This is a genomic window from Psychrobacter sp. I-STPA6b, assembly GCF_020662265.1.
In the GTDB taxonomy this organism is placed as follows: Bacteria; Pseudomonadota; Gammaproteobacteria; order Pseudomonadales; family Moraxellaceae; genus Psychrobacter.
The window spans coordinates 37856-52979 of record NZ_VEWM01000063.1; the positions used below are offsets into that span (position 1 = coordinate 37856).

Genomic DNA, 15124 nt, shown 5'->3' on the forward strand with positions numbered 1-15124 from the left:
CTCATGATAAAACTGATTTTGCTCGGGTTGGTGGCTGGTGCTTTTTTTAGCTCAACCTTTGTTCTCAATGAACTGATGAGTGTCTCTGGTGGACATTGGTTTTGGTCAGCAAGCCTACGCTATATATTTATGCTGATACTACTGTCTGCCATCATTGCTTCACAACATGGTCTACGACGCATACATGAGTTATGGTCTATATTTTGGCGTTATTGGCAGTTTTGGTGTGTGACAGGGGGTATTGGCTTTGGGCTATTTTATGCAGGGATTTGCTATGCAGCCGACCATGCCAGCGGTTGGGTGGTTGCCTCAACTTTTATGTTTACTGTCGTTGCCAGCCTTTTTGTCCTATATGCATTTGGACAACGTTTTGGGAAAGATATCATCGTCTATGCACTGATGATATTTTGTGGGGTTGTTTGTGCCAATATCAGCGAAGCCTTGCACAGTCAGCCTGATATGAGCCATGCCCTAAATAGCTGGCAAAACTTACAAAATGTGTTGCTATATGGGGCATTGCCAGCATTAGTAGCAGCTTTTAGCTATCCAGTTGGTAACCAGTTAGTCTGGCAAGCATCACATAATGCCAAAGGGCGACATACCCAACAAGAAACCCAACCCACAGCAACATCTCAAACATCCTCTTGGCAACGCCATATCCCAACCATTGATACTGAGCTATTAAATAATGGCGTAAGTAACGCCTTTAATAAAGTCTGGTTAATGACCCTTGGTAGCTTACCATTTTGGCTACTTTTAGCTCTGGTAATACAGCCAGCACTTCCTAGCATGGGGCAGGCATTTAATACTTTTTTAGTGGCATTATGTTCAGGTGTCATTGCGACTAGCTTATTTTTATATGCACGTGGACAGGCAAACAACTCGCAGGAAGTCGCAGGGGTCGATGCCACTCAAGCCAGTGAAGTGATATTTGCACTTATTGGTGGAGTTCTGCTATTAGGCACACCATTACCATCTTTACTGGGGTGGGTGGGTATTGCTCTGATTGTATTGGGACTGGTTTTATTTGCGGTCAAGCAGTCCTGATATCAGAAAAAATTAAAATAACAGCAATAAAAAAGGTGGAAGAGAAACTTATCTCATCCACCTTTTTATTTTAAGACCCTATTTTAAAGCACCTATTTTAAAGCACCTAAAAAACTTTATTTTACAAAACCATTAACCAATTAATGTTCTTGCATCGACATACTCATAACCCAGCGCATCTGCAACGGCTTGATAAGTCACTTTACCATCTAAAGTATTGATACCTTTTAATAATGACTCATCTTCTAGGCAAGCTTGCTTATAGCCTTTATCTGCCAAAGCCAATGCATATCTGAGTGTTGCATTAGACAGTGCCATTGTTGAGGTACGTGGAACAGCACCTGGCATATTAGCCACTGCATAATGAATCACACCATGTTTGCTATAAGTTGGAGCATCATGCGTGGTAATACGGTCAGTGGTCTCAAAACAACCACCTTGGTCAATAGCAATATCAACAACCACACTGCCTTCACTCATGGAAGCAATCATCTCTTCTGTCACTAACTTCGGTGCTGAAGCTCCCGGAATCAATACAGCCCCAATCACCAAATCACTATTTTTGACACAGTTTGCAATATTCAGTGGTGTTGACATCAATGTTTGTACACTATTACCAAATAGCTCAGACAGTTGCTTCAGACGTTTTGGACTTAAATCTAAGATGGTCACATCTGCACCTAGACCAACTGCCATTTTTGCCGCTTCTGTACCAGCGACACCACCACCAACGATGGTTACCTTACCTTTTTGCACACCCGGCACACCACCAAGTAAAATACCTTTACCACCATAAAACTTCTGCAAAAACTGTGCGCCAATCTGAGTACTCATCCGTCCCGCCACTTCACTCATTGGCGTTAATAATGGTAAACCATCAGCCGTTTGTACTGTCTCATAAGCAATACCAGTGACCTTTTTCTCAACCAATGCTTTTGTCAGTCCTTTTTCTGCCGCCAAATGCAAGTAAGTAAACAGTGTCAATCCTTCAGTAAAATAGTCATATTCTTCGGCTAATGGCTCTTTAACCTTAATGACCATATCAACATCCCATGCTTGCTTCGCACTAGATACAATGGTTGCCCCAATGGCTTCATAATCTGCATCGCTAAAGTGTGAGCCTGCACCTGCTTGAGTTTCAACTCTTACTTCATGCCCACGTTGTACCAGCGCCTGTACACCACTCGGTGTTAAACCCACCCTGTTTTCATTATTTTTAACTTCTTTAGGGATACCAATCAGCATTTTTATCTCCGTATAGTCCGTATAGATTGTTTGGTTGTTTATCTTATAACTATTAGTTATTGATAGTTACCAAACGATTGTATCAGTGATGATATTGCTAAGGATAATTGAGTTTTTACAGAAAAATCAGCCATCAATAATAAAAAACCAATCAATAATGAGACTCTTTTTTTCAAGTTTTCCTTTCTGTGTCTATTTGCCTTATAATAGACAACTTTTAATAGATATTTTAATGGGCGATTGTGTCCAAGGTGTGTGTTGTTATACTGACTTAGTGTTATATTAAGGCTTTATGTTATATCGTTAAATGTGACACCATAAATAACAGCATCCTTTTACCTACTCTATCCAACTTGACTGATAAGACAGATACCATGACTGAGCAATCCAACAAAACACCGATGACTGACTATAAAGATACTTTAAATCTGGCTGATACCAGCTTTCCAATGCGTGCCAACCTTGCCAAACGTGAACCAGACTGGCTAAAAGCATGGGAAGAAGATGATGTCTATGGCAAAATTCGTCAAGCACGGGTAGGACGTGAAAAATATATTCTGCATGATGGCCCTCCATATGCAAATGGTCAAATTCACCTTGGTCATGCAGTGAATAAGGTATTAAAAGATATTATTACAAAGTCAAAAACACTGTCTGGCTTTGATGCACCTTATGTTCCCGGTTGGGACTGTCATGGTCTGCCTATTGAGCAAAAAGTAGAAGCCAAAGTTGGCAAAGTTGGACAAAAAGTCTCTGCCACTGAATTTCGTGGTCTGTGCCGTGAATATGCTCAAAGCCAAATTCAGCTACAGATGAAAGACTTTAAACGCTTAGGTGTGTTTGGTGATTGGGACAATCCATATCTCACCATGAACTTTGCACAAGAAGCAAATATTGTTCGTGCCTTGGCAAAAATCTATGCTAATGGGCATGTAACTCGTGGTATGAAGCCTGTTAACTGGTGTCTAGACTGTGGCTCAGCATTGGCAGAAGCAGAAGTTGAGTATGATGACAAAACCTCTGATGCCATTTATGTTGGTTTTGAAGTTGTCGATACTGATAAGCTTCTTGATTCTGTAGATACAGCAACTGATGATAAAACCTTTGCTGTTATTTGGACAACAACACCTTGGACATTACCTGCAAACCAAGCCATCTCTGTACATCCTGAGCATGAATATAGCATTGTTAAAACTGAAAAAGGCAACTTGGTACTTGCCAGTGCCTTAGTAGACTCTGCATTAGAAGCTTTAGGGCTAGAAAACTTAGGGGTTATTAAAACCCTACAAGGTACTGAGCTTGAGTTAATCAAGTCACAACATCCACTGATTGATAGCCGTCAAGTTCCTTTTATTTTAGGTGAGCATGTCACAACTGACAGTGGTACTGGTTTGGTACATACAGCCCCCGCACATGGTGCAGAAGACTATGTGGTCAGTTTGCAATATGACCTTCCAGTGACTAATCCTGTAGCAGGTAACGGTGTCTATCTAGAGACTGCTGAAGTCTTTGTGAATGAACATATTTACAAAGCTCAGCCTCAGATTATCTCTGCCTTAAATGATTCAGGACATTTGTTTAAGCATTATAAAATTGAGCATAGCTACCCACACTGCTGGCGTCATAAAACTCCCATTATCTTCCGTGCAACCCCACAGTGGTTTATCAGCATGGAAGCTCAAGGTTTAAAATCACAAGCACTGCGTGATATTCCAAATGTGACATGGACACCTGCATGGGGGCAAAATCGTATCGAAGCAATGGTTGAGGGGCGTCCTGACTGGTGTATCTCTCGCCAGCGTACTTGGGGTGTGCCAATTCCATTTTTCACGCATAAAGATACTGATGAACTGCATCCACGTACCCTTGAGCTGATGGAAGAAGTGGCATTACTAATTGAGAAAGGCGGTGTAGAAGCATGGTTTGATGCTGACGCTGAGCAACTTATTGGTGATGATGCCAAAGATTATGTCAAAGCATCAGATACACTGGATGTCTGGTTTGACTCAGGGACAACACACTTTGCTGTACTTGAACATACCGATGGCTTACATAACCCTGCCGATATGTATTTAGAAGGCTCAGACCAGCACCGTGGCTGGTTCCAGACATCGTTACTAACATCTGAAGCCATGTATGGTCGTCCACCATTTAAACAAGTATTAACGCATGGCTTTGTGGTTGATGAAAATGGTCGCAAAATGAGTAAGTCATTGGGCAATATCATCACCCCACAAGATGAGATTAATAAAACAGGGGCGGATATGCTTCGCCTGTGGATTGCCTCAAGTGACTACCGCTATGAGATGAGTGCAGGACAAAAGGTATTTAAAGGGGCGACTGATATGTATCGTCGTATCCGTAATACTGTACGTTTCCTATTAGCAAATACAGACGACTTCAATCCAGAAGCTCATAGTGTTGCCATGGATGAATTGGTCAGCCTTGATAAATTTATCATGGCACGAGCCAACACAGTGCAAAAAGCAATCATCACTGCCTATGATGCCATGGACTTCCACCAAGTCACCCAACAAGTCATGAGCTTCTGCTCACAAGACTTGGGTGGATTTTATCTGGACATCATCAAAGACCGTCAATATACAACCATGGCAGATGGTGCGCCTCGTCGCTCAGCACAGACAGCCATGTATCATATTGCTCATGCATTGATTCGCTGGATTGCACCTATTCTTACCTTTACAGCACAGGAAGCATGGGAGGCACTACTAAAAGACAATGCACGTGATGATAAAGCATACATCTTTACACAAGAATGGTATGACTTACCTAACTTCAGCATGGATAAAGTCACTGAGCAAGACTGGTCAACCATCTTGACTGCAAAAGATGCCATTAACAAACATATTGAAAATGCACGTGAAGATAAGCGCATCAATGCTAACCTATCAGCACAAGTGAACATTTATGCTTCTGGTGATGTTTATGACAGCTTAGCCAAGCTCAAAGATGAACTTCGCTTTGTTCTTATCACCAGTGATGCAACATTACATCATTTAGATGACCTAGAGCCTAACAACCCACAAGGTGAAGAAACAGATATTGAAAACCTACGTGTGAGTGTTGATAGCGCTCAAGGTACAAAATGTATCCGTTGCTGGCATGTTCGTAATGATGTTGGTTCAAATGCACAACATCCTGAAATCTGCCAACGCTGTGTAAGCAATGTCACTGGTAACGGTGAGGTAAGGTATTATGCCTAACAATAATACCAGCCCCACCCATAAGGATATATCCAAGCCTCCACATTCAACGGCAGGTAATCATTTAGAAGTACAACATGATACCCAGCCAAAGTATGTTTCTGCTCAGGATATTTCGGCAAATACGGCGCTCATCCGAGCGCCTAAAGCCAATGGCAGTCAAGCACTCATCTGGTATGGCTTATCAGTATTTGTCATTATTCTTGACCAATGGACAAAATGGCTGGCTGAGCATACCCTCAGCTTCCATCAGCCTGTACCTGTCATTGAGCCTGTACTAAGCTGGACACTGGCATATAATTATGGAGCAGCTTTTAGCTGGCTTGCTAACCAAAGTGGTTGGCAAAAGTGGTTTTTTGCAGGCTTGGCACTGGTCATGTCTATATTTTTGATGGTTTATCTGGTACGCGCGCCTCGCACTGCCAAGCTACTTAACCTTGGGCTGGCACTGATCTTAGGTGGAGCTGTAGGTAACTTAATCGACCGAGTACGTCTAGGACATGTGGTTGATTTTATTCATGTTCACTATGCTGATGTATGGCACTACCCCATCTTCAATATTGCTGATATTGCCATCTGTGTTGGTGTATTTTTTGTCATCATTGATATGCTATTTTTGGAAAATAAACGGAGTATATAAATCGCTCAGACATACATGTACCTTACCTTTGCTTAATTTTCACCCGATAATTAACAAAATTAAAAAGAAAATCTAATGAGATTTTTAAAATAAAACATTAGAATGTAGTTAAAGAAGTCATCACTGCAAAAATATATGACACAAAATTTATAGTAAAACATATATTTGTTGTAAAACATAAGTAAAACTATTGGCACAATGACTGCCCTCTATAATAAAGCATCGAGGTAAACCTTGAGTATTGACTATAGCTTCATATTTGACATCATCCTAGGCTTTCATGCACTACTGGTCACTGTTCTGACCCTGCGTATCCTATGGCGGCACAACCTAACACCAGCCGCTCGCTTAGCTTGGTTTATCTTGATATTAGTCATACCTTATCTGGGTGTAGTTATTTACTGGCTATTTGGGGAAGTCAATCTAAGTAAAAACTCTTTTCATGTCCGCCAACAAATCATTGATACACTACAAAAAAGACATCCTGAAGTATTAGGTACACACAGTCATTTTATCGAAGATATCGACCAAAAATATGTCCCAGCTTTTGCCTTTGCCACCTCAGCAGAAGGCTTTAAAACAACAATAGGTAATCATGCAACCTTGATGCCAGATGCTCAAACTGCACGTCAACGCATGATTGAAGATTTTGATGCTGCCACAGATCACATCCACGTTTTATACTATATTTGGCTCAATGACAGTACTGGCACAAACACAGCACATGCCTTAATTCGTGCTGCTAAGCGTGGTGTCACTTGTCGAGCCATGGTTGATGCACTTGGCTCGCGTAAATTTATCAAGTCGTCATTATGGCAGCAAATGCAAGAAGCTGGTGTTCAACTCGAAACAGCCCTACCACTGACGCATATTTTTAAGACTTTATTATTCAGTCGTATTGACCTACGCAATCACCGTAAAATTACAATTATTGATGGAAAAATTACTTACTGTGGTAGCCAAAACTGTGCCGACCCAGAGTTTCGAGTCAAAGCCAAATACGCACCATGGGTTGATATTATGATGCGTTTTGAAGGTCCTGTGGTCGCTCAAAACCAGATGTTATTTGCTAGTGACTGGCTGGTACAGCGCCCTGATACCCCATCTGATGCTTTTGTATATCATACTGAGCCATTAGAACAGGGTTTTCCCGCCCAAGTCTTTGGTGATGGTCCTAGCATTCGTCGGGATGCAACACCTCAGCTTTTCTGCACGCTCATTGCACAAGCGCGTGAACAGCTTACCATATCCACCCCTTACTTTGTTCCAGACTATACCTTGATTAATGCCATATGTGCTGCTGCCTATCGTGGTGTTGATGTGACCATCATATTCCCAAAACGTAATGACTCATTTGTTGTTGCCCTAACCAGTCGCAGCTACTATCGCCAATTACTTGAGGCTGGAGTACATATCTTTGAATATCGTGGCGGGTTACTACATGCCAAAACGCTAACCATTGATAATACTATTACCTTTATTGGCTCAACCAATATGGACCTACGTAGTTTTAATCTAAACTATGAAAATAATATTATCTTGAGTGATAAAGAATCCACACAAGCAGTCATTAAGCGTCAATCTGACTACATCGCTGATTCAGATAAAGTGACATTAGATATGGTGTTACAGTGGGGATTCTTCCGTCAGATTAGCTATAATGTTGTCGCAACCATTGGACCTATTTTATAATTTTTGTTTTAAGATACTTAAACTATTAAGCACTTCAAATCTTAGATTTAAATAAATTATAAAAGTCCTTTAAAGCTGTCCATATCTCCTATCGACAATATATATAACAATATCCCCAAATTAATAATTACTGTCAGGTAATAAACAACTTGAAACTCTGATTTTTGAGATTTATGACGAAGGTATGTTTGCGCTACCATCGCCCCAGCCCAGCCTCCCAATACACTAAGTAGATGTAATGTTGACTCAGGCGTCCACCACTGCCCATTTTGTGCGGCTGACTTATCTTTAGCATACATCAAAAATGTCACCACTCCGATAACCCCATACCAGCCAACAACATACCACGTCAGCTTGCCCAGTACAGCCAATAATAACAACAGCCCATAAAACCCAATGGCAATAAACAGGCGATTTTTCTGTCCTGAGCGAAATTTATCCTGATGACGCTGACGCTTATTTTTTCTGGCAGCCTGTTGCTGCACAAACGCCAGTTCTTGTATCTGCTTCGCTTGCCAACGACCTTGGCTATCTTGTTGTAACTCAAATACCACCTGCTCACCAACTATAGGACGCTGACGAGGCTTGTAGTCACTGATATGAAAAAATATCGACTCATTGGTTTGGCTTTCAATAAAACCAAAACCCTTATCATCATGCCACTTTCTAATTACACCTTGTTGTTTCATTGTCCAACCCTAGCTTCTATCATTTTATGCTAAACTTAGCAGTAGTAATTACCGTCCACAACCACATAAACTGTTAAATATCCTATGAATCAACCACAATTTATTAATCCACATGAAGATACCCGTATCACCCACGGTAGCCAAGTCAAGCTTCACTTCGAAGTATCATTAGAAAACGGCACAGTGATTGACTCCACCTTTAACCGTGATGAGCCAGTCTCACTTACCATAGGCGACGAGAGCCTACTAGAAGGCTTTGAAAAAGTGCTTATCAATCTACGTGCTGGTGATACACGAACTGCCCACTTAGAGCCTGAACAAGCTTTTGGTCAATGGAACCCTGATAACGTACAAAGCTTTAGCACAGCACAATTTGCCACAACAGGTACACCAGAAGTTGGCATGATGATAGAGTTCGAAGATAAAGGCAAAAACACCCTACCCGGAGTCGTCAGTAAAATCACAGAAGACAGTGTAGAGGTTGACTTTAATCACCCCCTAGCTGGACAGTCGGTCTTATTTAAAGTACAAATATTCAAAGTGACACCACCAGGAGTCACAGGTGTGCAGATTATGTCATAGACATTATCCTAGGCTCTGTTGAATATTCATCTTCATAGAAAAAATTGAGATAAATTTAAATCCCTTGCGGATATTAGCCTAATGGGGTAAAAGCTCAACAGACCCTAATTATATAAAGGATAAATAGTTATAAAAATAGACACCAAAAAAGCAACTGTTTCTTATTAGGATAAAAAACAGTTGCCTTTTTTATGAGTTACTTATTACCTTATATCTAGCCATCACATCAATATAAAATGACTATAACATAATAAGAATAAAACTAAGGCTTACGACTATGATTAAAACGCAGCCCAGAAGTCTTAATTCCCCAAATAAGTTCTACAAAAGCACGATTATTGGTCAATGGTTCACCTTCCAAAATTAAGAAATAACCACTTCCATCAATCCATAAAAAGATAAAGCTGGTGCTGGGCAAAAGCAAATCAATCTGCTTAAAGAAGGATACCGCTTCACCACTGACACCCCAACCACGTTGCTGTTGACGGGTCAAAAAGTCCCCAAAGTCCGCGGCAGCAACACTTAATGTGTCTGCTTGCTCTTGTGTATACCCAATGTGTGCCAAACAAAAGCCTTCATTAGATGCGATAGCAGCCTTACGGTGACCAGATAAACTAGCAACCACATAAGGTAAGAACTTATCTAATGGCATACTCGGTGCAGGTAGTGGCGATGCCAATATCTCAAGCCAGCCCTTTTCAGAAAAGTCTTCGAGCCAGTCATCACTGTACTGTGCAACCCAGTCTTCTACTGCCATGGTTGTCGTTTTTGAAAATAACTTTTGCAAAGATTTTTGGGCTTTACTAGGAATGTGTGCGCCAAATGCCTCAAACACACCAGCTGGAGTAAGCATCAAATACTCAGAGGACTTTTCAGAAGAGCTTAGGGTCATTACCATAGTTTTATCATTTATTTATTAATTAATAGAACTTCTTACTACCATAAGTGTAACACGGGATATTTTTATTCAGCGATTGCATATACCAAAGCACGGACTAACTGGCGCATCTGATCTTTTTCACGTGCATCCACTGTCATTACATTTGCAGGAATATCAATAGAAATCAAGTAGTCAGATAAGCGCTGATGTAAATCCCAAGCTACATTTTCTGCATGAGTCACACCAACAACCAATGCACTACCCTGCACCAGAGGAATAAAGCTTTGTAGATAATCCTTTAAATCTTGAACTGGATCATCTGTTGTTGCATTAATCAACAGTATTAATCCTAGCGCATTCTCACTTAATATCTCCCACATGAAATCAAATCTCTTTTGTCCAGGTGTACCATAAAGACGAACCTGCTCACCTGAATCTAACTTCATAATGCCATAGTCCATGGCAACTGTGGTTGTTTTTTTAATTTGTTGTACTTCATCAGAAGCGGCTTCTTCCGTCGATACCACATCTTTATCAGATAACACTCGAATTGCTTCTGTTTTTCCTGCCCCAACAGGACCTGCAATAATAATTTTATAGGTATTATTTGGTATATTATCTAATAACGAAGACATAATTTTATCCTAGAAACCCTTTGTTATTCATTGTTATGTAAAGATGCTTATGATGCCAACCGTCCCCAATCACTACAAGCCTTTTATGACTTGTAGTCACAAAAACTATATAGAAAGCTTTTGTAACAGTCTTCTAAAGAATCCTGTACTGTTAGCTTGACGCACACCACTATTTCTATTCATTTTATCCGCTGATGACAGTGTGGATTTATCTGCATCAGGTGTTGTATTAGCAGGCAATAAAATGGTTTCTTCTGCTACGCCTGATAGCATAGAAAGTAAAATAACACGATTGAGCTGCTGTATTGATAATTCTGGAAAAAGAGACTGTAGCTCTACAATGGTACGTGCTTTTGACAAACAGGCTGATAAAACTGAATACACATAACTAGGAACAAAACGCATCACTGCAAAATTTGGTACAAACTTAACCTTTAAACGCAATGGATGAGGTTGATTCGGCAAATCATAATGTAAGACTTCAGCTGCAATCTGCCATAAGATTGTATTCATTACATATTTTTTATTACCAGCCCGACTCAATTTCTGAGACTTTTCTATATATTGCTCAGTAGATATAGGTAATAGTTGCACACCATTGGTTCCTGCATATTTCTGATTACCAATAATACAAAAGCAATCTGTCACTCGCGTAATATCACTATCCATGATGACACTACGCTCAGCAGGATTTATTAATAACTCATATTTTCCTATTCTCATAATCAATGGATGCGTATATGAGAATAACTCTAAAACACTACGCACAAAAACTGTATCATAGATAGATGAAAAATATTGTTTCAGTACCTTAGTCAATACCTGTACTTTAACACCTGGGTCAACACTATCTTTCACAAAATGACTACTTTGACCATCTACCAGATCAGATGCTTGTGACTGAATAATACTGTTATCTTCTTGTACTTTTGATGACATCGCTGGTACAGTAGATGCCTCTGTACTCTTATCTCCATCTACTTCAGCTAGCTTTTTATCACGTGTCTGTTCACGTGTGGCTGATTGAGATGATACAGGCAAAGATAAAGATTGCTTTTGAGATGTCTTTTCACTCTGAACAACTAACGCACCATCTGTCCTATCTGGTTTAGAAAGTAGTTGGGTCAGCTGTCCAACAACCTCCATCATCTCTGTTTTTGAATATGGTGCACATAAATACAAAAGAACAGATTGAACCACTTTCTCCATCTGACGCCAACTACTCATATCTCTTCGAGAAATCAGCACTGTTGGCTTAGCGTTGATAAAAGCAGCCAATGCTTCTTGATTTTCAGCAGTGTGATAACTCATACCCACACCTTCCAGATCCACCAAAAAAGCATCAGCTTGATTTTGCTGTTGACTACTATTATTGGGTAGTATCAACGTCATTTGCTCAGAAAGCTGCCGTGGAATCACATGGGTATCCAAACTCGCAAAGTTCCGCGAACAAAACATTTTTACTGCTTCTGCATTTTGCTCAGAAAAACCAACTAATAATAATTTCATTATCTACTCACAAGAACTTATTTGTAATCATTATCTACATACATCATGATTATGTATTATAGTTAATAATTTTATATTTTACGTTTATATTGATACAAAATAAACGTAAAAACAGATAATTTGTTTATTAAAAGCGTAACGAGAAGGCAATAAAATATTATCTGATTCTAAAATTATAGAATACTTCTAGAAAAATAGCTAAGTAAACTATAAAAATAAATGCTAAGCACTTTTCGATAGCGACTCTAAATGCTCACGACATTGTCGCCATCGACTATCAAACTTCCAACCGGTCTTACCTAATCTGAACCACACTATCGTAAAAGCAATTAAATCATTACATGCAATACAATGTGCTAAGAAATCAGCCTCTATCTCCTCAATAACATCATAACGCTGCTCTTCTTTACTAGATAACAGCTGTTCCACAATATCATTGGCTACTAGACGAGCATCATCACTACTGGTCAGCAGACTATGTGAGGCAACATTTAGGGAAGGGGAAACCAAAACACTCCAACGCGTCGCTAAAGGAGTTACTTGACTGATATAATCATGTCGCAGTATATACTGCTCAAATGCTTGATAAATACTTGGACGCAGACGACTTTTTGCCTTATCAAGAACACGGTCTCCAATAAAAGGCATCTCATACCAACAGCCATAAAACATATCTGCCAATGCGCCTTGTAATGGCTCGGATACAGCCAAAGAGTGGGCTATATTAATTCGATGATGGTGTGCAGATATATCACTAGGTTGCTGTAATACTCGCCTAGAATAATAGCGAAACTGCTTTTTGATATCTAACGTATTATTGTATAACATAAAAAGACCACTTAATTAATCATTCTAGAATAATCATTATCATTGATTGATACAGAGTGGCAGGCTAAAATTTTTTTTGAATTTTATTTATAGTATATAAACGACCATCTATCTTATAAGTAGACTTAAGATATTTAACTATTCTTATCTTTAAGATATTGCTATAAAAACAATCAAATAACTCATCATCAGTCACATATAAATACTGGCTACACTGAATCAGCTCATTATAACGTTCCAATACCCATTATACTGGTATGGGTATTGGAAATAAATAAAGCTTATCGGAAAAACAGACTGTTAATCTAATAAAGTCTCCATTAAATCAATCATAAACTCAGCAGATTCTTCATCCATCGCTTCAAACCCTTGTTCAAAGCCTAATTCTTCCAACATTGTCTGTGACTCTGCTGAATCTTGTAAGGATAAAATCACACGCTCTAAAGTATCTGCATGCTCAAAGCCATCTTTAACCAATAGCACATGGCTGATATCGGCCAAATCACTCTCGATTAATACCGTCATTTGCGCACGGGTGAGTTTTGAGAGACCTTTAAAAATATCTGCCAAGAAAAAGGCAACATCTGCTTTACCCTGAATCACTTGTCTGGCAGCTGCCTGAAAGGTTTCAGTGATATCAAATGTTAGGTCTGCTTCAGTTAAGTCAACAGCTTCTAACAAACGCAAGCCAATTAATTTAACATCACGATTATCTGCCATCGCTACAGTATTACCAGCTTTTAAATCTTCTAGCTTTTGAATATCGCCATTTGCTGAAGTCGCAATAACCATCTCATCAGATTTACCAACTGGACGAGCAATCGCACGATAACCATGCTCACGAATCAAAGCAGCCGCATCAAATGGATTGGCATAAATAAGATCTATATCTTTTTCCTTAATCATCTCCGCCTGTTCAGCATGAGAAGCTGGTGTTAGCAGATGCACCGCTATGTCTGAATGCTTCTGTAACAATGTATTAAACATATGCCAACCAGCAAAACGCTCTGGAGAAAAGTCTGGAGCAATCAAAAAATTATATGTCATCGTTATGAACCCTCTTGCTGTGTGGATTTCATGTCAGCATATTGAACAACTGCCTCTTGGATTTTAGTACGAGATGGCTTACGACGTACTGAAGTATAGCCAACTGTCTCACCACGACGGACATTTGGTACAGCTGTCGCATATACCCAATAGTGTGTTCCATCTTTGCACAAGTTCTTAACATAACCATGCCATTTTTTGCCGGACTTCAATGTTGCCCACATTTCAGCATACACAGGTGATGGCATATCTGGATGACGCAAAATGTGATGCGGCATACCTATCAGCTCATCTCTTTCATAACCACTGATTTCGACAAAAGCATCATTTGCGTGCGTCAATACACCATTTAGGTCTGTACGTGATACGATGAGCTTGCCATCAGGATAAGGACGCTCCTCTCCTGTATCATATACTATACGAGATGTGCCATCATTATAGTGTAGCTCATATTGTGTTGCAGAATCGCAGGGTTTTTCCATGTCTGGTATCTTTGTACCCAAGGTAACCTCCTAACTTTTATCTACTTAATGAAAATTCTTAATTATAAAATCTATAGACTCATAAAACTAATTTTTATAAGAACAGTATTTTATGATATCTATAATACTATTGCTATGAATTGTTAAAATAATCATTGACTAAAAGAACGCTTGTTATATATTTGTTTCTATCAGTCAAATAAATATATTATAAATATTAAATTAATTTTGATAGTGCTTCAGATGCACGTTTAATATCAAGGAATATTAATCCTAATTTTGCATTTGATTTTGCCATAATCGTTAATACAGCTTCTTCACCAGCAGATGTCATGATGACATAGCCTTTTTCACCTTGTACCATAACACGATCAATACTACCACGTGCCAGCTCACGACCCGCGCGATCCCCTAAAGATAATAGGGCAGCAGACATCGCACCAACTCTGTCTTCATCAATTCCAGAAGGTAATGCTGAAGCAATCATCAAACCATCTTTTGAAATTAATGCTGAAGCTTCGACATCGGCAGATGAGCCATTTAAGTCATCCAAAATTTGTTGAAACATATCTGTACGCATTTATTAAATCTCCATTGATAATATAAATATATAGCCTATATTGG

General features: G+C 39.5%; 14 protein-coding genes. 5 read left to right on the forward strand and 9 right to left on the reverse strand.

Going from position 1 to position 15124, the window contains the following annotated elements; genetic code table 11:
* Positions 1 to 3 precede the first annotated feature (3 nt).
* Positions 4 to 1047 carry a multidrug resistance efflux transporter family protein gene (locus FHK88_RS05490; protein ID WP_227429745.1) on the forward strand — a complete coding sequence of 348 codons (1044 nt, stop codon included), beginning with the start codon at positions 4 to 6 and terminating at the stop codon, positions 1045 to 1047.
* Positions 1048 to 1179: 132 nt separating this feature from the next.
* Here FHK88_RS05490 and ald read toward each other — a convergent pair whose 3' ends face one another.
* A complete protein-coding gene (gene ald / locus FHK88_RS05495; protein ID WP_227429746.1) occupies positions 1180 to 2292 on the reverse strand; it encodes an alanine dehydrogenase in 1113 nt (370 codons plus the stop codon).
* Positions 2293 to 2666: 374 nt separating this feature from the next.
* On the opposite strand from ald, the gene ileS reads away from it, so the two are divergent.
* The 3 genes from ileS (at position 2667) to cls (ending at position 7848) form a co-directional block, all read left to right on the forward strand.
* Positions 2667 to 5516 carry an isoleucine--tRNA ligase gene (gene ileS, locus FHK88_RS05500; protein ID WP_227429747.1) on the forward strand — a complete coding sequence of 950 codons (2850 nt, stop codon included), beginning with the start codon at positions 2667 to 2669 and terminating at the stop codon, positions 5514 to 5516.
* A complete protein-coding gene (gene lspA, locus FHK88_RS05505) occupies positions 5509 to 6156 on the forward strand; it encodes a signal peptidase II (RefSeq protein WP_227429748.1) in 648 nt (215 codons plus the stop codon). The genes ileS and lspA overlap by 8 nt, the downstream gene beginning before the upstream one ends.
* A gap of 234 nt (positions 6157 to 6390) precedes the next feature.
* Positions 6391 to 7848, forward strand: coding sequence for a cardiolipin synthase (gene cls, locus FHK88_RS05510; protein ID WP_264480619.1), 1458 nt, complete (start codon positions 6391 to 6393; stop codon positions 7846 to 7848).
* Positions 7849 to 7904: 56 nt separating this feature from the next.
* On the opposite strand, the gene FHK88_RS05515 is transcribed toward cls, so the two are convergent.
* A complete protein-coding gene (locus tag FHK88_RS05515) occupies positions 7905 to 8537 on the reverse strand; it encodes a DUF1294 domain-containing protein (RefSeq protein WP_227429749.1) in 633 nt (210 codons plus the stop codon).
* Between the two features lie 84 nt (positions 8538 to 8621).
* Here FHK88_RS05515 and fkpB point away from each other — a divergent pair, with 84 nt between their 5' ends.
* Positions 8622 to 9119 (forward strand): FKBP-type peptidyl-prolyl cis-trans isomerase, encoded by a 498-nt coding sequence (gene fkpB, locus FHK88_RS05520; RefSeq protein ID WP_227429750.1) that lies wholly within the window; start codon positions 8622 to 8624, stop codon positions 9117 to 9119.
* Between the two features lie 262 nt (positions 9120 to 9381).
* Here the strand turns inward: fkpB and FHK88_RS05525 are convergent, their stop codons facing one another.
* From FHK88_RS05525 to FHK88_RS05555, 7 genes are all read right to left on the reverse strand, one after another.
* Positions 9382 to 10017, reverse strand: a complete 636-nt coding sequence (locus tag FHK88_RS05525) for a hypothetical protein (RefSeq protein WP_227429751.1) — start codon at positions 10015 to 10017, stop codon at positions 9382 to 9384.
* 65 nt (positions 10018 to 10082) lie between these two features.
* Positions 10083 to 10634, reverse strand: coding sequence for a GTP-binding protein (locus FHK88_RS05530; RefSeq protein ID WP_227429752.1), 552 nt, complete (start codon positions 10632 to 10634; stop codon positions 10083 to 10085).
* Between the two features lie 105 nt (positions 10635 to 10739).
* Complete coding sequence (locus FHK88_RS05535; RefSeq protein WP_227429753.1) at positions 10740 to 12143, reverse strand: hypothetical protein; 1404 nt, start codon at positions 12141 to 12143, stop codon at positions 10740 to 10742.
* 222 nt (positions 12144 to 12365) lie between these two features.
* A complete protein-coding gene (locus tag FHK88_RS05540; RefSeq protein ID WP_227429754.1) occupies positions 12366 to 12971 on the reverse strand; it encodes a hypothetical protein in 606 nt (201 codons plus the stop codon).
* A gap of 300 nt (positions 12972 to 13271) precedes the next feature.
* A complete protein-coding gene (locus FHK88_RS05545; RefSeq protein WP_227429755.1) occupies positions 13272 to 14018 on the reverse strand; it encodes a PhnD/SsuA/transferrin family substrate-binding protein in 747 nt (248 codons plus the stop codon).
* 2 nt (positions 14019 to 14020) lie between these two features.
* A complete protein-coding gene (locus FHK88_RS05550) occupies positions 14021 to 14521 on the reverse strand; it encodes a PAS domain-containing protein (protein WP_264480620.1) in 501 nt (166 codons plus the stop codon).
* Positions 14522 to 14717: 196 nt separating this feature from the next.
* Entirely contained in the window at positions 14718 to 15080 is a 363-nt protein-coding gene (locus FHK88_RS05555) for a roadblock/LC7 domain-containing protein (RefSeq protein WP_227429756.1), read from the reverse strand.
* Positions 15081 to 15124 lie beyond the last annotated feature (44 nt).